Here is a 21,221-nt window from a genome sequence, read left to right as displayed (position 1 = left end):
CTCCACCACGACGCTGCCCGTACTCCACCCGTACCAAGTCAGCTGCTGGACGAGGCCGCTGCTGTCGTCGAGACGACGATGGCTGTGGTCACGGCCGCCTGCATCTCGGCGACTGCCTTCTTCACCGCGTCCGCGGCCCAGTCGGAGTCCGCGATCTCCTTCGCACGCCGCTTGAGAGCCCGCTTGTCCACCGCGTCCGTGACGACCTTGGGTGCGGCGTTCAGCGCACTGAGCAGTGCGATCAGCGCACCGGTCCGCTCGTCCGGCGCCAGACCTTGGGTGAGCACGCTGCTCAGCCTCGTGCGCACCTCCTGCTCGTGCCGCGCATCCCTGGCCGGCCAGCGGGTCACCGGGAACAGTCCGAGCACCTTGCCCTGGTCCGCCTGCAGAATCCCCCGCTCCGCCAGCCTGGCGAGGAGCTGGTCGCGCAGGTGCTTGGAGAGCTTCCCGAGCTGGTCCTTCGGCTTCTTCCCCGGCTTGTCGACCACATACGCCAGGCGCTCGTCGAGGATCGCGTCCCCGGTCGGGGCGCCGTCCACGACCTTCAGGCGCCCGGTCTTGCCCTCTGTCGTGATGTCCAGCTTGCGCTGCATCGTCAGCTCGATCAGCACCGCACCGGCCAGCGCGTAGTCCAGCCCTGGCGACCCGGTGATCGGCTTCCCGGTCGCGTCGTCGTACAGAAGCAGCAGCAGGTCCTCGGCGATCAGCATGTCACCAACGTAGGCAGGAGGACGGAGTCGGCACATCCGCCGCGCGGACGACCCCGGAGGTCCGCCCTCCAGGTGACCTCGGACACTTCGTAGCTGTCAAGCATCGACTAAGGTAAGCCTTAGCTAACATGCCCGCCCAGCTGGAAAGCAGATCCGCCATGACCAGAGCACTGCCCGAGCCCGCGTACCGGCGGCTCGTCCCCGGACTCGGCACCGTCGGCCTGCGCCCGTTCGACCTGGCCGAGGACGTCACGACCCTGCACGGCTGGGTCACCCAGCCGTACGCGCGGTACTGGGGACTGCTCGACGCCTCGGTCGCCGATGTGCACGCGGAGTACCTGCGGATCGAACAGAACCCGCACCACCACGCGTTCCTCGGCGAGCACGACGGACGGCCCGCGTTCCTGATGGAGCGCTACGAGCCGGCGTACGACGCCGTCGGGCAAACGTTTGACGTGGCGCCGGGTGACGTCGGTATGCACGTGTTGGTCGGGCCGCCGGTCACGCCGGTCCCCGGGTTCACGGCGGCGGTGTTCGAGACGATCATGGACTACCTGTTCAGCGATCCGCTGGTGGATCGGGTGGTGGTCGAGCCCGACGTACGGAACCTGAAGATCCAGGCGCTCAACGAGCGGATGGGGTTCCGCAAGCACAGCGTCGTACAACTGCCGGACAAGCAGGCCTGGCTGAGCTTCTGCACGCGCGACCAGTACGCCGACGCGCTGCGGATGAACGAGGCCGGCTGATGAATCCTGAGGTCTGGGCCGTCGTCAACCAGGCGCTGGTGCGGAAAGCGCTGGCGGAGTTCACCCACGAGCGCATTCTCGAGCCCGTTGCCGTCGGCGACCGGTACGCCGTCGGCCGGTACAGCTTCGCGGCGCGGCGGTACCCGTTGAATCATTGGGAGATCTCCGACGTCGTACGGGACGACGGCGGGCCGGTCGACGCGCTGGAGTTCGTCACCGAGTTCCACGTGCAGCTCGGGATCGGGCGCGAGATGCTGCCGGTGTACCTGGAGGAGATCAGCAGCACGCTGGCGTCGGCGGCGTACAAGCTGTCGAAACCCGACCTGACCGCCAGGGACCTGGTCGGCGCGGACTTCCAGACCGTCGAGGCCGCGATGACCGAGGGGCATCCGTGTTTCGTGGCGAACAACGGGAGGCTCGGGTTCGGGCTCACGGACTATCTCGCGTACGCTCCGGAGACCGGCGCGGGGGTGCGGCTGACGTGGATCGCGACGCGGCGGGACCGGACGACGATCTCGCACAGTTCTTCGCTGACGTACGACGAGTTGTTGCGGTCCGAGCTGGGCGACGACGTGCTGGAGCGGTTCGCCGCGGAGATCGTTGCCGTGGGCGTCGATCCCGCGAAGTACGTGTATCTGCCGGTGCATCCGTGGCAGTGGGACAACAAGACCTCGATCACGTTCGCCGCCGACATCGCGCAGCGGCACATCATCCACCTCGGGCCGACGGACGACATCTATCAACCGCAGCAGTCGATCCGGACGTTCTTCAACCGGTCCGTGCCGTCACGGTGCTACGTGAAGACGGCGTTGTCGGTGCTGAACATGGGCTTCATGCGCGGGCTGTCACCGTCGTACATGGCCGCGACGCCGGCGATCAACGACTGGGTGCATTCGGTCGTGGAGAACGACGTCGTGCTGAAGCGGTACGGGTTCTCGGTACTGCGGGAGATCGCGGCGGCCGGGTACCACAACCGGTACTACGAGAACGCGACGGACAAGACGTCGCCGTACCGCAAGATGCTGTCCGCGCTGTGGCGGGAGAGCCCGGTGCCTTCGCTGGAGCCCGGTGAGCGGCTGGCCACGATGGCGTCGCTGCTGCACGTCGACCGGCACGGTGCTTCGCTCTCCGCGGCGTTGGTACGGGAGTCGGGACTCGCGCCGGCGGACTGGCTGCGCGCGTACGTCGACGCTTATCTGATCCCGTTGCTGCACAGCTTCTACGCGTACGAGCTGGTGTTCATGCCGCACGGGGAAAACCTGATCCTGGTACTGCGGGACGCGATCCCGATCCGGGTGATCATGAAGGACATCGCGGAGGAAATCGCCGTACTGAGTCCGTCGACGCCGGTACCGGCCGAGGCGGAGCGGGTGCGGGCCGACGTACCGGACGACGAGAAGCTGCTGTCGATCTTCACCGATGTGTTCGACTGCATCTTCCGGTTCCTGTCGCCGCTGCTGGATCGGGAGGGTCTGCTCACGCCGTCCGCGTTCTGGGCGGTGGTGGCGGAGGCGGTGCGCGACTACCAGGCCGCGACACCCGAGTTGGCGGAGGCGTTCGCGAAGTACGACATCTTCGCGCCGGAGTTCGCACTGTCGTGCCTCAACCGCCTGCAGCTCCGCAACAACCAGCAGATGGTCGACCTCACCGACATCGCCGGCTCCCTCCAGTTCGCCGGCACCCTGGAGAACCCACTCGTCTGTGGATAACTCCCGCGACGGTACGGCGGGTTCCGGCACGCTGGTGTGGTGCCTACCGCAGAAGCCGTACGGGACGGCCGCCGCTACGAGATCGTCGACGGCCGTCTCCTCGTCACCGGTCCCCAACCGCCCGCCCACCACGCGGCCGTGGTCACCCTGATGGTGACGCTGAAACACGCCTGCCCACCGGACCTGCTCGTCTCCGTCGGCTCCCTTGACTTCCGCCCGACCCTCAACACGTCCCTCCGCCCGGACATCCTGGTCTGCCACCGCACCGAGGCCCGACTCCTGACAGCACCACCGCTCCTCGTCGTCGAGGTCATCTCCCCCACCACCCGCACCACAGACGTAGTCCTCAAACGCAGCGTGTACGAGACCCACCAGATCCCGTCGTACTGGCTCCTCGACCCAGCCAACCAGGAGCTGACAGTCCTCGACCTGACCCCCACGGGTTACACCTGCCAAGCCGTCGTCCAATCCGAAGAAACGTTCCACACCACCCGGCCCTTCCCCCTCACCCTCATCCCCGCAACCCTCACGAAATGACTCGGGCCAGGCCAACCACGCGCCGCCATGCTGGTTGTGTGATCGAGTAGGAGGCACCACCATGGTGTACGTGGAAACACTTGCGCCGGGTCATTTCACCCTGGCCGATCTCGAAACGCTTCCCGACGACGAGAACCGCTACGAGCTGGTCGACGGGATGCTGCTGGTGTCGCCGGGTCCGTTGGCGATCCATCAGACTGCGGTGGTCGAGCTCACCTATGTGCTTCGGCACCACTGCCCCGGCGACCTGAAGGTGTTGGTCGCACCGATGGACTACCAGCCGACACCTACGCGGTCGCTGCAACCTGATGTGCTCGTCTGCCGCCGGGAGGACGTAGGGCACAAGACGATCGAGAAGCCGTTGCTGCTTGCGGTCGAGGTTCTCTCGCAGTCGATGAGCCTGGCGGACCGCGTTCTCAAGCGACGCTTGTACGAGCAGGGCGGCGTCGCGGCGTACTGGATGTTCGACCCGGCCGAGGAAGAACTCACCGTGCTCGAACTCGAGGGCGAGACCTACGTCGAGCGGGCAGTTGTCACCGGCAAGGAAGCGTTCGAGGCCGAACTACCGTTCCCGGTCCGCATCGTCCCCGCCGACCTCGTCGTCTAACAGTCCGCAGACCGGCCTGGGGAGGTTTACCCTCCCCCGTTGGGCAGTAGAACTCCCCAACCTGCTGATGGTCAGCCGTTCAGCAAGCTGATGAGTTGTTGTTTGTCGGGGAGGTTTTCGGGGCGGATGATGTCGGCGGTGCGGACGTAGTAGAAGGCTGCGGTGACGTGGTCGAGGGGGATGTTCATGAGTTCGGACCAGGCGACCCGGTAGATGGCGAGCTGGAGGGGGTCGGCCGTTTCACCGCGGGTGGTTTTCCAGTCGATGACGTCATAGCCACGTGAACCGTCCTCGCGGACGACCTGGTAGACGGCGTCGATGCGGCCGCGGATCACCCGGCCGTCGATCGCCAGCGCGAAGGGGGCCTCGATCTCGTACGGCGTGGTGTCGCCGAACGGGCCATCGCGGAACGCGTCCATCAGGTCGGTGAGGTCCCGGTCGTCGACGATGTCCTCGTCCGCGGCGCCGGGGAGGTCGTCCGGGTCGAGCAGCAGTTGCTGACCGAAGTAGCTCTCCACCCAGGCGTGGAAGCGGGTGCCGAAACGCGCCGCCCGGTTGGGTTTGCGGGGCATCGGACGCGCCAGCTCGGCGGCGAGCCCGTCCGGGTCCTTCGCGAGCCGCATGACCTGCGTCGCGGACAGCGCCGCCGGCAGCGTCACGTCGTACGCCTTCCGGCTCCGGCTTTCCCTTGCCTCGGACAACAAGCGCTCGATCTCCGAGTCCCAGCGCGCGACCGTCGCCTGCTCGTCGAGCAGCAGCGACTCCTCTGCCTCGATCGACGGCCCCTCGGCGCGGGCCCGCTGGACCAGCGCGGCCGATTCCAGCCGGCGCTGGAACGACTCCCGGTCGTACGGGGTCGGCCACGGCGCCTGCGTCTGCTCGGCGAGCTCCGGGTTCTCCTCGGTCAGCTCCGGCTGATCCGCCCACGCGATCACCCGATCGCCGGCGTGCTTCTTCAACGTCTCCAGGTACGACGACGGTCCGCGCGGGCGCTTCTGCGTCGGACCCCACCAGTGCCCGGTCGCGACCAGCAACTCCTTCGCCCGGGTGAAAGCGACGTACCCGAGCCGGCGCTCCTCGAGCGCGTTCATGTCCTTGCACTCGTCGGCGAACGCCTTCAGCCCGGCGTTCGTCAGGTCGTGGATGTCCGGCAGCGTGTCGGCGTCACCGCGCAGCGGCCACGGCAGGACCTTGGCGTTCGTCGTCCACTTGTCCCGGCCGCGATCCGACGGGAACACCTTCGACACCAGCGTCGGCACGAACACGACCGGCCACTCGAGTCCCTTCGACCGGTGCGTGGTGAGCAGCTTCACCGAGTCCGCCTCACTCGGTACGGCGAGGTCGAGACCGGCGGCGTACTCCTCCTCGGCGGCCAGGTACGCGAGCAGACCGTCCAGCGACCCGTCCGACTCGGTCGACACGAAGTTGCCCACGGCATCCAGGAACGCGGCCAGGTGATCGCGGCGGCCGGCGTCGACGTGGTCAGGGGTCGCGGTCAGCTCGACGTCCAGTCCGATCGTGCCGATCACCCGGCGGACCAGATCCAGCAACGGCTCACCCGCGTGCGCGCGCAGTTCGCGAAGCTCGGTCGACAACTCCTTGAAGCGCACCAGGGCCTCCGGCGCGTACGCCGCCGGGCCCGGATCGTCGACCGCCTCGGCCAGCGAGATCACCTCGGTCGAGTCCATCCCGGCGACGGCCGCGTCGAGCGCGGCGACCAGGTCGTCGGCGGCGGGGCGTTCTCCCGCGTCGGCGAGTGCGCGGGCGCGGTTGGCGAGCAGGGCGAGGTCGCGGTGGCCGATCCGGTACCGCGGGCCGGTCAGGATGCGCAGCATCGCCGCGTTCGCGGTGAGGTCGTTGACGGCCTGCAGCGTCGCGACCACGTCGACGACCTCCGGCAGCGCGAGGAGTCCGCCGAGGCCGACCACCTCGACCGGGACCTTGCGCGCGATCAGCGCCTCGTGGACCGCGCTCAGGTCGACGTTCGTCCGCATCAGGATGCCGATGTCCTTCCAGCGGCGGTTGCGGGTGCGGTGCGCGGCGACGATCGCGTCGGCGACCCACTCGATCTCCTGCGAACGGGTCTCGAACAGGCCGACGGTGATCGCCCCTTCCGGAGCGTCCGGCGGGGCTTCGAGCGGAATGACACCGGGATGCTGCTCGTACAGCTCGGCGGCGTGCTGGTTGGCGGCGGCGAGGATCCGGCTGCCGCAGCGACGGTTGACGCTCAGCACATAACGCCGAGCAGGCGAACCGTCTGCCTGCGGGAAGTGCTCAGGGAACTCGTCGAGGTTCGCGACGGAGGCGCCACGCCAGCCGTAGATCGCCTGGCACGGGTCGCCGACCGCGGTCACCGGATGTCCGCGACCGTGCTCGCGATCCGGCCCGGCGAACAGCGCGGTCAGCATCCGGCGCTGCGAGACGGACGTGTCCTGGTACTCGTCGAGCAGCACGACTTTGTACCGCGCTCGCTCGACGGCCGCGACCTCCGGGCACTCCTCGGCCAGCCGCGCGCCGAGCGCCATCTGGTCGGCGAAGTCGACGACGCCCCGCTCCCCCTTGTACGCCTGGTACTCCTCGACGAGCTGCAGGATCTCCCCACGCTTCAACGCGGTCTCCGCGAGCTTGCGGACCTCCACCGTCTGCTTGCGGGCAGCCGCGACCTCCCGCCGTACGGCGTCGTCGTGGTCGCGGATGTCGTCCGGCCGGAGCAGGTGGTCCGCGAGCTCACCGTCGAGCGCGAGCAGGCTGTTGACGAGCGTCGGCACATGATGCGACGCGAAGCGGATCGGCCCGGCGGACCGCCGTACGACGCGACCGGCGAGCTGGTACCGGGTGGCGTCGGCGAGCACGCGCGAGTCCGGCTCGAGGCCGAGGCGCAGCCCGTGCTCCGCGATCAGCGTGCCGGCGAAGGCATGGTACGTCGACACGACGGGCTCACCCGGCTCTTCGGGCTCCCAGTTCGGGATGTTGCTGCGCAGGTGCGCCGCGAGGATCGGGTGCTGGTCGCGCGGCAGGGTCGATCCGAGGACGCCGGCCTTCGTCAGGTCCTCGCGGATCCGGACGTCGAGCTCGTTCGCCGCCTTCTTGGTGAAGGTCAGTCCGAGTACTTCCTCCGGCTTCACCTGCCCTGTGCAGATCAGCCACACGACCCGGGCCGCCATCGCCGTCGTCTTACCTGATCCGGCGCCCGCCACGATCACCCCGGGCTCGAGCGGTGCGGTGATCGCCGCGAGTTGCTGATCGCTGAACGGGATGCCGAGCAAGTCGCACAGGTCGGCTGTGGTGCGCAGTTCCACCGCGGGCATCAGACGATCTCCCGGCCTTCGGGCTGGATGGGGCAGAGCGAGCGGGCCTCGCAGCGGTTGCAGCCGTCGTTGCGCTGGGCGGTGAACTGTTCGGTGCGGATCAGGGACTCGGCGTCGTCGACGGCCTCGTCGAGCCAGGTCCGGCCGTCCTCGTCGGCCTCCAGCGGGGCCTGCGGCTGGACCTTCGGGAAGCCCCCGTTGTCGTCGTGGCGCAACTGCACCAGCTCGGCTCCGCCGGCTTCCGCGTCCTCGCCGAGCTTCTTCAGCTGCCGCGCGTTGATCGCACGCTGGTAGATCGCCAACTGGACGTGCCGCTCCAGCGCCGGCTTCGTCGGGATCGAGCGGCCGGTCTTCAGGTCGACGACCCGGATCTTCCCCTCGGGATCCTTCTCGACCCGGTCCATCCGGCCGTTCACCCGGACCGCGGGCTTCTCCTCGTCCGGCAGCAGGACGTCGAACTCGACCTCGGTCCCGACCAGCGTCCGGTCCGGGCGTCCCTGGTGCCACGCGACGAAGCGTCGCAGCGCCTGCTCCGCCTCACCGCGCTCCCGGTCCGAGATCCACGCGGACTCGAACTCGAGCTGTGTCCACACCTTGTCGAGCCACCCGTTCAGCTCGTCGACCGACGGCGGCAGCGTCCCGGTCGCGACCGCATCCGCCAACGCGTGCAGCACCGACCCGAACCCGAGCGCCGATGTGCTCTGCGTCTCCCCGCCCGCGCGCCGGGTCAGGAACCAGCGCAGCGGACAGTCCACGATCGTCGTCAGCGCACTCCCCGACAACGGCACCGGCTGCTCGGGATCGGCGATCGGCCGAACCGACTCCGTCCGCTCCCGCACACCCCACCAGCGCGACGGGTCCGCGGTCGGCACCAGCGGCTGCTCCCGCTCGTCCACCGCATCCGCCAGCGTGGCCAGCCGGTCCGCGGCCACCCGCTTCAGCGCCGGAGACGACGCCGGGGCCGCCAGCACGCAGCGCAGATCGGCCACCAGCCCCGGCAGCGACAACGGCCGCCGCGGCCGTCCCGCCACGAGTTTCAAAGGAATGTCCAGCTCGGCAAGAAAGCGGGAGGGTTGATCGCCGTCGGCCTCGGGGGCCTGGACGGCGGTCACGATCAACCGCTCGCGGGCCCGCGTGATCGCGACGTAGAACAGCCGTCTCTCCTCGGCCAGCAGCGCGCCCGCCGACAACGGGTCGATCAATCCGTCAGGCCCCAACCGGTCCGGCTCGAGCAACGACCCTCGCCGCCGGAGGTCCGGCCACTGACCTTCCTGCACCGAAGCGACCACGACGAGCCGCCACTGCAGGCCCTTCGACCGGTGCGCCGTCATGAGCTGTACGCCGGCCTCGCGATACGTCGCGTCGAACCGGTTGTCGCCCGCGATGTCCAGCGACTCCAGCTCCGACAGGAACGCCGAGACACCCTTGAACCCGACCTGCTCCTCCGCGCGGCCGGCCGCGTCGAACAACGCGCACAACGAATCCAGGTCCCGGTTCGCGGTCCGCGCCGTTTCGCCGCCTGCCGACGCCTGGCCGCGCAATCGCCGCAACCACGGCGAGTCCGACCACAGCGACCACATCACCTCGTCCGGCGCCGCGCCCGCGGTCACGATGTTCCTTGCCTTGAGCAACCGCTCGCCGAGCGCCGCGAACCGCGCCTCGGCCGGCGACGCCTCCTCGTCGAGGAGCAACGGGTTCAGCAATGCCTCCCGCAACAGCTCGTCGGACGAGCGCGGCAACCGCTGACCACCCGCCGCGTCCCGGTCCCGCCGTCGCAGTACCCGCGCCAGCCGCCGCAACTGCCCGGCGTCCATCGCGCCCAACGGCGACAGCGCCAACGCCCGGACGACGTCGACGGTCAGCGTCTCGGGATCGGCCACCGCCCGCAACGCCAGCAGCATCGGTCGTACGGCGGGCTCACGCGACAACGGCAGCTCGTCGCCCGCCACGTCGACCGGGATACCGGCCGCCGACAATGCCCGGCGCAACGGCGGGATCGAGCGGCTCCCGGAGCGCACCAGCACGGCCATCTCGTGCCATCCGATGCCGTCCTGGACGTGCGCCCGCCGCAGCAGGTCCGCGATGTGCTCGAGCTCGGCACCGCTGGTCGAGTACAGGTTCGCCTCGACCTTTCCGGGGCCGAAGACACACGACGAGGCGTCCGGGTTCCGGAAGCGGTCGAACGTGTCCCTGTCCAGCGACCCCGGGACGCCGAGCCGGTTGACGACGTTGCGCGACACGCGCTGCAGGGTGGTCCCGAAGCGTCGCGTCGTACCCAAGGCGATCTGCGCGGCCTCCGCGCCGTCGCGCGTCCGGAACTCGTCGGTGAACCGCAGCAGCCCGCGCACGTCGGCCCCGCGGAACGTGTAGATCGACTGGTCCGGATCGCCGACGACGACCAGGTCACGGCCGTCGCCCGCGATCGCCTGCAGAAGCTTGGTCTGACCGGGATCGGTGTCCTGGTACTCGTCCACGAACACCGCTTTGAACTCGGTGCGCAGCTTCGCCTGCACGTGCGGCTGCTGCGCCAGGATCACCGCGCGATGGATCAGCTCGGAGTAGTCCAGCACCTGCTCCGCGTCGAGCACCTGCAGGTACTCCTCGAAGAAGTCACCGACCGCGACCCACTCGGCCCGCTCCGCCGACCGCCCGATCGCGGACAGGTCCTCCGGGTCGAGCCCCAACTGCCGCGCCTTGCCGATCACCGCCTGCACCTCGTCGGTGAACCCTCGCGTCTTCAACGCCGGATGCAGACTGCCCGGCCAGTGCACCGCGCCGACCTCACGACTGCCCGACAACGCCTCGCTCAACCGCAGCGACTGCTCGGGCCCGGACGGCAGCCGCAGTGGTACGTCGAACGCGTCGGCCGGAGTGAACCGGCGCAGCAACGCGTAGCAGAACGAATGGAACGTCATCGACGGCATCACGCGCGTGGTCCGCCCGAGCCGGCCGGTGATGCGGTCCCGAAGCTCCGTTGCCGCCTTCCGACCGAACGTCAGCACCAGCACCTCGTCCGGACTCAGCCCACGGCGCCGGACGCGGTCGACGACGGCCTCCACCAACGTCGTCGTCTTCCCGGTCCCCGGGCCGGCCAGCACGAGCAACGGCCCACCCGGATGATCCACGACGGCCTGCTGATCAGCATCGAGGACAGGCGCGTCCGCGCTCCTGCGCTCCTCCCGGACCAACCGGTACCGGGACCGTTGAAGTTGAGTAGTCATTGGCTACGCACCTACAGCCTCTGGCGAGGCGGTCCCGGTCTCACACACAAGGCTGCCGGGTAGACGTTTCATAACCACCTGCCCGGTAGGCCGGGTCTTCTGGTCGGCTCCACGTCCGTTTAACGTCTCCGTCCCACTGACGGCGACTGCCAGCGCGGCGAGGTTGCGCGCTGCGTTCTCGTCACGGTCCATCTTCAAACCGCAGGATTCACATGTGTAAACGCGTTCGGACAAGAGCAGTTTGGCTTTCACCACTCCACAGCTCGAACAGGTTTTGCTCGACGGGAACCAACGGTCGGCGACCATCAGCCGTCCGCCGTTCCAGTCGGACTTGTACGCCAGTTGCCGCCGGATCTCGCCGAACCCGGCATCACCGATTCGGCGGGCAAGGCGGCGGTTCTTCAGCATCCCGGCGACGTTCAGGTCCTCCATGACGACGGTGCCGTATTCACGGGCGATGTCAGTCGTGAGCTTATGTAGGGCGTCGACTCGCTGATACGCGGCCGTGTGATGGACGCGGTTGCGCTGCGCGTTGGCGCGTGTCCACCTCTTAGATGGCCCTTGACCGGTGCGACGGTCCGGGCCAAGGCGGCGGGACACGCGACGCGAGAGGCGGCCGAGTTTCCGCAGCGACGCGCCCAGGTGCTTGGGGTTCGGCACTGTCAGCGGTTCGCCTTCCGGCTCAGCCAGAACCGCGAGATTCTTGACGCCCAGGTCCGCGCCAACTGCTGCATCGGGCCGCCGCGGGGCCTGAGCCGGTGTGTGCTGTTCGACAGTAAACGCCACGAACCACCGGCCACGCTCGAACCGAATCGACGCGGCCAGGATCCGGGCCGTGCCGTCGCGCAGCTCTGATGCTGGCGTCTCGTGCAGCCGTACCCGCCCGATGCGCGGAAGCACGGCGTACCGCTCTTCACAGCCGAGGGCGCCGGTGGTGAACCGGCACGACTTGACCGTTTTGCGCTTGGACTTGAACCGTGGGAATCCCATCGCGCGTCCGTGGCGCGTGCCGTTGCGGGACTTGCCCCAGTTCTTCAGCGCGGCGGCCAGTTGAGTCAGGCCGGATGCGTAGGCCTCTTTGGAGTATTCCGCCCACCACGGCGCAACCTCGTTCTTGGCCAGATTCCAGTCTCTGCGAAGCGAGTACATCGTCCACGAGATCGGCGGTGTCATCATCGCCGCAGGTACGCCGTAGGTAACTTCCGCCGCGCGCTGATCCATCACTGCTTTGACCCGCCCAAGTCCCCAGTTGTAAGCCCGCCGCGCGGCACCGCAATGCCCGTCCATGTACCTGGCCTGGCGCGGGGTCGGGTTCAGCGCGTACTTGTATGCCCGCAGTGTCACCGCAACTCCTCGGTCAGCACCGCAGAAGTACGTCGCGGCACGAGGAACTGCCGTCGTTTGCCTTGTCTGCTGACCACCGACACATCTCAACAGACCCCACCGACAAAACGCGCGGCGCACCCCGGGAACCCTGCAGATCGTCGGAAAGCGGACAGGTTCCGGTGGTCAGTCCTCCGGATTCCAGCGGACGGCCCGGAGGTTCACGCGGCCGTCGGTGATGCGGACGCCGTCCGATCGCAGCCGGTGCAGCTGCTCGTCACCGACCTCGTCGGCCGGTACGCCGGACGCGCGGATCACCCGCCACCACGGCACACTGGCACCGTACTCGCGCATGATCGCGCCGACCTGCCGCGGTCCGCCCTGCCCGACGTACTCCGCGATGTCCCCGTACGTCGCGACGCTGCCCTCCGGGATCGACTCCACGGCCCGCAGTACGGCCTCGACGTACTCCTCCCTGTCCACGAACCCAATCTAGGCGAGCGGGGCGAGCGCCTTCGCGAGCGGCTCCAGGACGGACGGCGGCGCGTCGAGCGGCAGGTTCATGACGACGAGGTCGACCCCCGCCTCGCCGTACGCCGCGGCCTCCGCGACCGCCTTGTCGAGCGGGCTGTCGGGGTCGATGCGGACGTTGACCGAGCAGGTGATCTCGCCGACGTCGCGGCCGACCTCCTCGCAGCGCTGGACCAGGACGTCCTTGAGCGGCTTCCACTCCTGCGGGTTCGGGACGATGACGTTCCACTGCTGCGCCCACTTGGCGACCGCGCGGAGCGTGCGGTTCGGGCCCTTGCCGCCGATGGTGATCGGCGGGTGCGGCGTCTGCACCGGCTTCGGCTCGCAGTACGCCTCGGTGAGCTTGACGTACTTGCCGTCGAAGTTCGCGACCTTCTCGGTGAGCAGCGCGATGATCGCCTGGGTGCCCTCGTCGAACCTGTCGAAGCGCTCCTTCAGCGGGTAGAGGTCGATGCCGTACGCCGCGGTCTCCATCTCGTTCCACCCGGCGCCGATGCCGAGCTCGAGACGGCCGCCGCTGATGATGTCGGTGGTCGCCGCCATGTTCGCGAGGACCGCGGGATGCCGGTAGATCATCCCGGTCACCTGGCAGCCGACCCGGATCCGCGACGTCGCCTGCGCGAGCGCGGCGAGCGTGGTCCAGGCCTCCAGGTTCGGGCCCTGCATGTCACCGCTCAGCGGGTAGAAGTGGTCCCAGTGCCAGGCGGACTCGAAGATCTCGAACTGGTCCGCCGCGACCCACACGTCCCGCATCTGCTGCCAAGTGGTGTGTTCCGGCCTGGTCTTGATCGCGAACCGCATCCCGCGCCTCCCTAAGGCAACCGTCCAGGGGTAAACCTGTTCCGGGACGCGACACTACCCCGCCCGGCGATCAGCGGGGGCCGGAACTCCGCGACGCGGGCTCAGTCGAGGCCGAGGCGGGCGCGGACCTCGGGGCGGCGCAGCGGCGGCACGGTCTGCGGGGGCGTCCGGCGGGCCGGCATCTCCTCCAGGAGCTGCTCGGTGATCCGCGCGACCTCGGTGGCCGCGCGCTCGATCGGGCCGCGGGTGGTCGCGCTCAGCGAGCCGACCCCCGTCACCTTGCGGACGTACTGCAACGCGGCCGCGTAGACCTCCTCGGAGGTCGCGGACGGCTCGAGTCCCCGGAGCACGGTGATGTTTCTGCACATGCCTCAAGACAGTACGCGGAGCGACGGACAGTCTCCAGAGTCCTACGAGGTATTGACATCCCTAATGCCATTAGGTTCTCCTCATGGTATGAGCACTGCTGCCGCACCGGACCGCCGTACCCGCCGCCGTCAGGAGACGATCGGCGAGATCCTCGACGTCGCCATCGAGCTGATGGAGGCCGAGGGGGTCGCGGCGCTGAGCCTGTCGGCGGTGGCGCGGCGGCTCGGCATGCAGCCGCCGTCGCTGTACCAGTACTTCCCGTCGAAGATGGCGATCTACGATGCGCTGTTCCAGCGCGGCGCGGAGCTGTTCCAGGCTGCGCAACGGGACGCGGTCGCCGCCGCCACGACCGACGACGTGGTCGAGTTGCACCTGATCGGGACCACCGCGTTCGCCCGTTGGTGCATGCAGAACCCGGTGTATTCGCAACTGCTGTTCTGGCGCACGGTTCCCGGTTTCGAGCCGAGCCCGGAGGCGTTCGCACCGGCGCAGGAGACGTTGGCCGACGTTCGCCGGCACCTGCAGGCCGCGGTGGACGCCGGCCGGCTGCATCCGGACGCAGCGAGCGACGAGGGGCTCGCGGTCCTGACGTCGGTCACGTCGGGGGTGCTGTCACAACAGATCGCCAACGAGCCGGATGCGCCCTTCGAGGAGGGGCGATTCAGCCGGCTGCTTCCCGTCGTACTCGAGATGTTCTACCAGCACTACGCACCAACCAGGGGGAGAAGATGACCGCAGTACTCGCGGAGCAGATCGGGCGGGCCGACCGCGCACGGTGCCGGATCCACCGGGACGCCGAGCTGAAGGCGTGGCGCGAGCTGCTCGCGTCGATCGAGGGGGACGAGTGGCACCGGCGCACCGTCTGCGACGCGTGGGACGTCGCGGACATCGCCGGCCACCTGATCGGGCAGGCGGAGGACGTGATCAAGCCGACCTCGTTCCCGCGGCGGTGGCTCAAGAACAAGCGGGCGTACCCCGGAGTGCCACGCTTCGACGCGCACATGATCGTGCAGGCCGACGAACATCGCGGTACGCCGCCGGGTGAGCTGCGGGAGCTGTTCGACCAGGTGTGGGCGAAGGCGACACGGAAGATCTCACGCGCTCCGGAGCTGTTCCGGCGGATCTCGATGCAGGTGGACCCGGCGCCCCGGATGTCGTTCGGCTACGTGCAGGACATCCTGCTGGCGCGGGACCTGTGGATGCATCGCGACGACGTGTGCCAGGCGCTGGCACGGCCGTTCGACGCCGGACCGTACGCCGGGGAAGGGATCGCGCAGGTGGTCTACGACCTGGAGGCGTCCGGACCGTTCTGGAACGACCGGCCCGCCGTCGTACTCGAGCTGACCGGGCAGGGAGGTGGGACCTACCGGCTCGGGAAGGGTGAGCCGGTAGGTCGCGCCGCTGTGGATGCTGTCGGCTACATGCGGACCCTGTCGGGCCGGGACGACCATCCGGTGGTGACCGGCGACGCAGACGCCGTCCAGGCGGTGGCGAGCTGCCGCATGCCGTTCTGACACCCTGCACGACGAAGATCGATGGTGTGCGATCACGACTGCAGCTCCTGCACGACCGGATCACCCGGGCCCTGACCGCACCGCCCGACCAGCTCCCTACCTTCACCACCCGTGAGGGTCTCGAGCAGGCGGCCGGTGCTGTCGAGCGGGCCATGGAGCGCTACGACGCGGGCGATGCTGCCGGTGCCGCACGGGAGCTGCGCGACAACGACGACGTGGTCGTGGACGCATGGGAATGGCACCCGTTGGGTCGCGCGTACCTGGACTGCCTGTACGGCCTCGAGAACGGCCGGGAGGACGGGGAGATCACGCCGGAGCAGCGGGCCGCAGTTCTGGCGGCCGATGCCGCGCGGGCGTCACGCCGTACCGACGAAGACGAACGCAGTGACGAAGACGAACGCAGTACGGACGGCGCGGAGCAGCGGCGTGGACCGAAGTGGCGCCGTACGCCGTGGTCGCAGCGGCAGCGCAGCCTGTTCCTCGGCGCAGTCGCGGTCCTGATCGTCATGGTCGTGGTGACCGTGCAGCTGGCCTTCCGGCCCGACTATCCGGGGGTGACACGACGGCTGTCCGAGATGTACGGCGCGCAGGTCGAGTGGCGCCACCACGGCAAGTACCAGCGCGACGAGATCGTCCTCGACGGGCGGAACATCGGCGACCACTGCACGGTGGAGGGCGAGTGGTTCGGCCTCGACGACCTGCGCATCACCTGCGACGACCCGGCGTACCAGCCGGTGCGCGTGAGATAGCCGAACGGAGGGGTCCCACGTGCTGTGGGACCCCTCCGTCTGCTCGGTCTGCTCAGTACGAGGGCTGGCTCGGGTCGATCTGGTCGACCCACGCCACCACGCCGCCGCCGACGTGCACCGCGTCCGAGAAGCCCGCGCCCTTGGCGATCGCGAGCACCTCGGCGGAGCGGACGCCGGACTTGCAGTGGAAGACCAGCTGCTTGTCCTGCGGCAGCTTCTCCAACGCCACACCGGTCTGGAAGTCGGCCTTCGGGATCAGCACCGAGCCCGGGATCTTGTTGATCTCGTACTCGTTCGGCTCCCGGACGTCGATCAGGACGAAGTCCTTCTCGCCGTTCTCCTGCAGCTTGATCCACTCGCTGAGCTGCTTCACCGAGATGGTCGAGCCGACGGCCGCGTCGGCCGCCTCCTCGGTCAGGGCACCGCAGAAGCTCTCGTAGTCGATCAGCTCGGTGACGGTCGGGTTCTCGCCGCAGATGGCGCAGTTCGGGTCCTTGCGGACCTTCAGGGTGCGCCAGTTGAGGTCGAGCGCCTCGTAGATGTTCAGCCGGCCGAGCGACGGGTCGCCGATGCCGGTGAGCAGCTTGATCGCCTCGGTGACCTGCGCGGCGCCGACCGACGCGCAGAGCACGCCCAGCACACCGCCCTCGGCGCAGGACGGGACCATGCCGGGCGGCGGGGGCTCCGGGTACAGGCAGCGGTAGCACGGGCCGTGCTCGGCCCAGAAGACGCTGACCTGGCCGTCGAAGCGGAAGATCGAGCCCCAGACGTAGGGCTTGCCGAGCAGCACCGCGGCGTCGTTCACCAGGTAGCGGGTGGCGAAGTTGTCGGTGCCGTCGACGATCAGGTCGTACTGCTCGAAGATCTCGAAGACGTTGTCGTTGTCCAGCCGGGTCTCGTGCAGGACCACGTTGGTGTACGGGTTGGCCTCGAGGATCGACTCCTTGGCCGACTGCGCCTTGGACTTGCCGACGTCGGACTGGCCGTGGATGATCTGGCGCTGCAGGTTGGACTCGTCGACGGTGTCGAACTCGACGATGCCGAGCGTGCCGACCCCGGCGGCGGCCAGGTACAGCAGCGCGGGGCTGCCGAGACCGCCGGCGCCGATCACCAGCACCTTGGCGTTCTTCAGCCGCTTCTGCCCGGCCATCCCGACCTCGGGGATGATCAGGTGCCGCGAATACCGCCGCACCTCGTCAATCGTCAGCTCGTCGGCCGGTTCGACCAGCGGTGGCAGTGACACGTGTCGGCTCCTCAGGAAGACGTCGAACGGGATCTGAAGGTTTCAACCATCTGTCCCTCCCCCATGTTCCCGCACTATCCCAAGCGCCCCCGACAGAGTCCACATCCCGGTACCCGCGTCTCAGTCATTGTCGGTGACCACGGCCGTCAAGGGCTTCGGGACCGTCATCAGGGCGCCGTCCACGAGATCGATGACCGCGGTGAAGGTCTCGGTGGGCTCCTGCACCTTGTCATCGAGGATCTTGACCTGGAGCTCGCCGGTCGTCTTGCCCGGTTCGACGTACCCGTCGATCGTCCGGTCCGCCGGGCCGGTGCCGTCGTCGTTCACGCCGGCGTAGTCCCTGCGGATCACCGCCGTGCCGTCCTTCAGGACGCCGGAGAAGCTGACGTACTTGTCGCTCGGAGCGGACAGCTTGACCGGGAAGGCGGCGACCCCGGTCCTCTCCACCGTTTTCAAGGCCCCGAGCGTGAGGGTTGGAGTCGGGTCGTCGTCGATGACCAGGCCGCGGCCGAAGGACCTGTCCAGCAGACCGTCCCGCGGCGCGGACAGCACCAGGTTGAACGCCAGGTCGTAGCTGTCCCGGGTGCCCGCCGTGATCGGCACAGTCACCTTCTGCCGCACCTGTCCCGGCTTGAACACCAACCGCCGCGCCACCCTGCCGACCGACTCCCCCAACTCCCCGTTCGTCTCGACGTACACACTGACCGGTCGGATGCTCGGCCGGGACAGGCGGACCCAGAAGTCCACCAAACGTGTCCCCGCGTCCCCCTCTTTCACAGTGACGCTGGACGCGGACAGCTTCGGCAGCAGCACCGCAGGCGCCGAGTAGCCGAGCCCAGGCGACGAGAACCCCAGATCACTCACGTACGCCGACCCGCTGGCCACCCTGTCCGTCCGCAGCTCCACAGCACGCACGTCCCGCAGGTCCACGCCCTTCAGCGACGCCACCGGGATGCGTACCGTCCGCAGCAGGTTCTTCGGCAGCCCGCTGTCGCTGCTGCCCGGCATCCGAACCAGCGCGTCACTGACAGCAGAGACCGGTACGGCGGCCGCACGACCGTGCCCGTCGACCACCCGGACACTCAGGTCGGTCTTCGGTGCACCAACCGGATCCGGCGCGGCACGGAACGTCAGAGCCGCAAAGCGTCGTACGTCGCGTTGTCCGGCAGGTACTGCGACCCGCACTACCCCGTTCGTCCCGGACCACTTCAGCTTGGTGACCGCCGTGGTAGGTGCCATCGGGGCGAACCACGCCATCCCCCAGTGCGGCGCGTCAGCCCAGTCATCGGTGGTCATGCACGTCGGCAGCGCAGCCCGGACCGCAGTACTGGTGACACCGGCACACACCGTCGCAGACACCTTCCCGCTGACCGCTCCGGCCGGCAGCGCCTGGTCGAAGTGGTTCAGGTCCTGCCGCGACCCCAGTGGCGCCTGCGACACCACCCGTACGACGGCTTTACCGGCGGAGGCCGCCCGCGAGTCCGACCCGTCGAACTGCGGCAGGAACTGCGTCTCGTGCCCCAACTGCAGGCGGAAGAAGCCCGCGATGTACGCCGTACCGACAGCCTGCTGCTCCTTCGCGGTCAGGCGGCCCGGGTACTTCGCTCCGCACGGCGACGCCTTCTCGTCGCCGAACCAGTCGTCGCCCGACGGCGCGACTGACTGCCCAGGTGTCCACTCGGTGTTGAAGAAGTTGTGGTTGGCGCCCATCACCGTGACGGTCGATCGCGGCGCGGTGTCGCCACCGACGGAGTACCTGGTGTCGTCATAGAACTTCTGCCCTTGCAGGTCGGCCACGTCACCGTCGCAGTACGGCAGGAGGACGCTCATCGCGACACCGGGCACCGTGGCGCGGGCGAAGTCCGTGGGAGCCAGTGGCAGTACGGCGCGGATGCCGTACTGGCCGCCGCGGTCCGCGTTCAGCACAGCGGCGCGGGCGACGCCCTCACCGCCTCGTGAGTGACCCATCAGGCCGACGTTCTGCAGGTTGAGCTTGCCGACGAAGCGGGCGCCGAACGGTCCGCCGCCGATCGTCGACCACCTTCGCCACAACGCCAGGTGATCCAGGACGAGTTCGGCCCGGGCCTGTGCGCCGGCGTCGTACGCCTCGCTGTCCCACCCGTTGACGGCGTTCGCGCTGATCGACACGACCTGGTAGCCGTTGCTGGCCAGTGCGGTCGCAGGTGCGTCGTACCCGCGGTAACTGGGGACAGGCTTCATGCCAGGCGGACAGGGCCACGGCTTCTCACTGTCGGACGGGTTGGTGGGCTCGCCGTAGCAGACCTCGTGCCGGCCGTGCAGGAACACGACCACAGGCCGTGGACCGACCGCACCGCGCGGTGAGTACACCTTGCCGCGCAACTCGGACCGGTGTGCGAGTCCAGGCAGGTAGACGGCCTCGTCACCCAGGTCGTACTCCGCCGCGTCGACCTTGTACTTCCCCAGCGCGCCAGGGTCCGACGGCAGCAGCGGACCGCGCCGCGCTTTCAGCCAGTCGGCGTCCGTGGGTCCTTCGGCGGTGCCACGACCCCTGCCGGCGTTCTGCTTGCCCAGGTCACCGGACCAGACCAGACGTACGTCGCGTGCGCTCGCAACCGCCGGGTCGGTGGTGACGAGTGTCAAGGTCTTCCGGTCCGGCGACTGTCTCGCGACACCCAGCGGTTTGCCGTCGACCTCCAGCAACGGCAGCGACGCACGCAGCGGTGCGGGCGAGTTCAGGTGCAGTGCCAGTTGGTAGCCACCGGCAACAGCGCGCACGTCCCATTGATTGCCTGCAGCAACCGATGGCGGAGCGGCGGTGGCGGGAAGGGGCCCCAGACCGAGCAACACAGCGACGGACAACGACAGATTTCGGGCGGTTCTGCCAATCACGCGGACAAGTTGACCTGACCCGCCGCTCAGCCGTATCTCGGCCGCGCCTCGGATTCGACTCGATCAGGCGATCAACTGACGGAACGCGCGCGCCACTTCCTCCGGGTGCTCCATCTGTGCGACATGGCCGGACTGCGGCAGGTAGAGCAGGTGCGCGTTCGGGAAGGTGCGCTGCGCCTTCAGGCGGATCCGTGCGTCCACCAGGCGGTCCCTGCCGCCGTAGATCAACAGCACCGGGCACTCCACGCCGGCGGCATCCGCCCAGAGCGACCGGCGCGGTCTGGCCAGCGAAGAGCGCAGGATGCTGCGCGCACCGTCCACCGTGGCCTGCCGGCCCCACGGGTCGGTGTCGCGCCGGTGGAGTTCCGCCTCGTACGCCGCGCGTACCTCGGGCCGCAGCGAACGCGGGTCCCCGAAGACCAGCGCCAACGACGCCTCGAAGCGCTGCGCGAACGGCAACCGGGCTGTCCGCTCCAGTACGACCGGACCGAGCCGCGGCGTCGCCAGCGCGGTGAACCACAGTGCGCTCGCCGACACCCGCGGGTGCGGCAGTGCCGGCGAGATGAGGGTCAGCGACGCCACCAGGTCCGGACGCTGCGCGGCCAGCGCCACCGACGCGGCACCACCCATCGAGTTCCCGAACACGTGGACCGGCTCGTCGTACTCCCGCTCCAGGAGCCGGATCAGGACGGCGGCCTGCTCGGGAATCCCGGTCACTCCCGCCAGCGGCGTACGTCCGAAACCGGGCAGATCGGGGGCGATGCCGCGGATGCGGTCGTTCAGCAGCAGGCCCAGGGCGGTCCAGTTCAGCGAGGACCCACCGAGGCCGTGGACGAACAGAGCGGGCGGCAGGTCCGGTGCGGTGCCGGGAACATCTCTGACCAGCAGATCCACTCCTGCAACCGGCACCCGTCGCTCCGGCCACTGCTGCACCTCCACGGGTACGGCGTCGCCGGTTACTGGCCCGTAGCTATCCACGACA

Annotated in this window: 17 protein-coding genes; 7 read left to right on the top strand and 10 right to left on the bottom strand. The window is 68.8% G+C overall.

The annotated features are described in order from the left end of the window. Nucleotides 1-38: 38 nt before the first annotated feature. Nucleotides 39-710 carry a GOLPH3/VPS74 family protein gene (locus BJY22_RS15160; protein ID WP_167207305.1) on the bottom strand — a complete coding sequence of 224 codons (672 nt, stop codon included), beginning with the start codon at nt 708-710 and terminating at the stop codon, nt 39-41. Between the two features lie 158 nt (nt 711-868). On the opposite strand from BJY22_RS15160, the gene BJY22_RS15155 reads away from it, so the two are divergent. The 4 genes from BJY22_RS15155 (at nt 869) to BJY22_RS15140 (ending at nt 4,309) form a co-directional block, all read left to right on the top strand. Next, nucleotides 869-1,456, top strand: coding sequence for a GNAT family N-acetyltransferase (locus tag BJY22_RS15155; RefSeq protein ID WP_167207303.1), 588 nt, complete (start codon nt 869-871; stop codon nt 1,454-1,456). Continuing rightward, nucleotides 1,456-3,165, top strand: coding sequence for an IucA/IucC family protein (locus tag BJY22_RS15150; protein ID WP_167207301.1), 1,710 nt, complete (start codon nt 1,456-1,458; stop codon nt 3,163-3,165). Before BJY22_RS15155 ends, BJY22_RS15150 begins: the two co-directional genes overlap by 1 nt. A 39-nt stretch (nt 3,166-3,204) precedes the next feature. After that, the gene (locus tag BJY22_RS15145) at nt 3,205-3,702 is read left to right on the top strand and encodes a Uma2 family endonuclease (RefSeq protein ID WP_167207300.1); all 498 of its coding nucleotides are present in this window, start codon (nt 3,205-3,207) and stop codon (nt 3,700-3,702) included. A 61-nt stretch (nt 3,703-3,763) separates the two neighbouring features. Beyond that, the gene (locus BJY22_RS15140) at nt 3,764-4,309 is read left to right on the top strand and encodes a Uma2 family endonuclease (protein WP_167207298.1); all 546 of its coding nucleotides are present in this window, start codon (nt 3,764-3,766) and stop codon (nt 4,307-4,309) included. Nucleotides 4,310-4,380: 71 nt separating this feature from the next. On the opposite strand, the gene BJY22_RS15135 is transcribed toward BJY22_RS15140, so the two are convergent. The 6 genes from BJY22_RS15135 to BJY22_RS15110 form a co-directional block, all read right to left on the bottom strand. Continuing rightward, the gene (locus tag BJY22_RS15135) at nt 4,381-7,617 is read right to left on the bottom strand and encodes an ATP-dependent DNA helicase (protein ID WP_167207296.1); all 3,237 of its coding nucleotides are present in this window, start codon (nt 7,615-7,617) and stop codon (nt 4,381-4,383) included. After that, nucleotides 7,617-10,838, bottom strand: coding sequence for an ATP-dependent helicase (locus BJY22_RS15130; protein WP_167207294.1), 3,222 nt, complete (start codon nt 10,836-10,838; stop codon nt 7,617-7,619). Before BJY22_RS15130 ends, BJY22_RS15135 begins: the two co-directional genes overlap by 1 nt. Nucleotides 10,839-10,841: 3 nt before the next feature. After that, nucleotides 10,842-12,182, bottom strand: a complete 1,341-nt coding sequence (gene tnpB / locus BJY22_RS15125) for an IS607 family element RNA-guided endonuclease TnpB (RefSeq protein WP_167207292.1) — start codon at nt 12,180-12,182, stop codon at nt 10,842-10,844. Nucleotides 12,183-12,347: 165 nt separating this feature from the next. After that, nucleotides 12,348-12,644 carry an MGMT family protein gene (locus tag BJY22_RS15120; RefSeq protein ID WP_167207290.1) on the bottom strand — a complete coding sequence of 99 codons (297 nt, stop codon included), beginning with the start codon at nt 12,642-12,644 and terminating at the stop codon, nt 12,348-12,350. A gap of 9 nt (nt 12,645-12,653) precedes the next feature. Continuing rightward, entirely contained in the window at nt 12,654-13,493 is an 840-nt protein-coding gene (locus tag BJY22_RS15115; RefSeq protein WP_167207288.1) for a TIGR03560 family F420-dependent LLM class oxidoreductase, read from the bottom strand. A gap of 101 nt (nt 13,494-13,594) precedes the next feature. Beyond that, nucleotides 13,595-13,861: a DUF2277 domain-containing protein gene (locus tag BJY22_RS15110; RefSeq protein ID WP_167207287.1), complete on the bottom strand. Its 267-nt coding sequence runs from the start codon at nt 13,859-13,861 to the stop codon at nt 13,595-13,597. A gap of 88 nt (nt 13,862-13,949) precedes the next feature. Between BJY22_RS15110 and BJY22_RS15105 the strand changes: the two genes are divergently transcribed. Genes BJY22_RS15105 through BJY22_RS15095 form a run of 3 tightly spaced genes read left to right on the top strand, consistent with a single transcriptional unit; the run spans nt 13,950 to nt 16,125 of the window. Then, the gene (locus BJY22_RS15105; RefSeq protein WP_167207285.1) at nt 13,950-14,594 is read left to right on the top strand and encodes a TetR/AcrR family transcriptional regulator; all 645 of its coding nucleotides are present in this window, start codon (nt 13,950-13,952) and stop codon (nt 14,592-14,594) included. Continuing rightward, the gene (locus BJY22_RS15100; RefSeq protein WP_167207282.1) at nt 14,591-15,376 is read left to right on the top strand and encodes a maleylpyruvate isomerase family mycothiol-dependent enzyme; all 786 of its coding nucleotides are present in this window, start codon (nt 14,591-14,593) and stop codon (nt 15,374-15,376) included. Before BJY22_RS15105 ends, BJY22_RS15100 begins: the two co-directional genes overlap by 4 nt. A gap of 26 nt (nt 15,377-15,402) precedes the next feature. Continuing rightward, entirely contained in the window at nt 15,403-16,125 is a 723-nt protein-coding gene (locus tag BJY22_RS15095) for a hypothetical protein (protein ID WP_167207280.1), read from the top strand. Between the two features lie 52 nt (nt 16,126-16,177). Here the strand turns inward: BJY22_RS15095 and moeZ are convergent, their stop codons facing one another. From moeZ to BJY22_RS15080, 3 genes are all read right to left on the bottom strand, one after another. Then, nucleotides 16,178-17,368, bottom strand: coding sequence for an adenylyltransferase/sulfurtransferase MoeZ (gene moeZ, locus BJY22_RS15090; RefSeq protein ID WP_167207278.1), 1,191 nt, complete (start codon nt 17,366-17,368; stop codon nt 16,178-16,180). Nucleotides 17,369-17,488: 120 nt separating this feature from the next. Then, entirely contained in the window at nt 17,489-20,125 is a 2,637-nt protein-coding gene (locus BJY22_RS15085) for a Calx-beta domain-containing protein (RefSeq protein ID WP_337758708.1), read from the bottom strand. Nucleotides 20,126-20,302: 177 nt separating this feature from the next. Then, entirely contained in the window at nt 20,303-21,217 is a 915-nt protein-coding gene (locus tag BJY22_RS15080) for an alpha/beta fold hydrolase (RefSeq protein WP_167207274.1), read from the bottom strand. Nucleotides 21,218-21,221 lie beyond the last annotated feature (4 nt).

Origin of the sequence: Kribbella shirazensis (assembly GCF_011761605.1) — a bacterium.
GTDB classification, from domain to species: domain Bacteria; phylum Actinomycetota; class Actinomycetes; order Propionibacteriales; family Kribbellaceae; genus Kribbella; species Kribbella shirazensis.
This window is presented reverse-complemented; position numbering and strand designations above follow the sequence as displayed.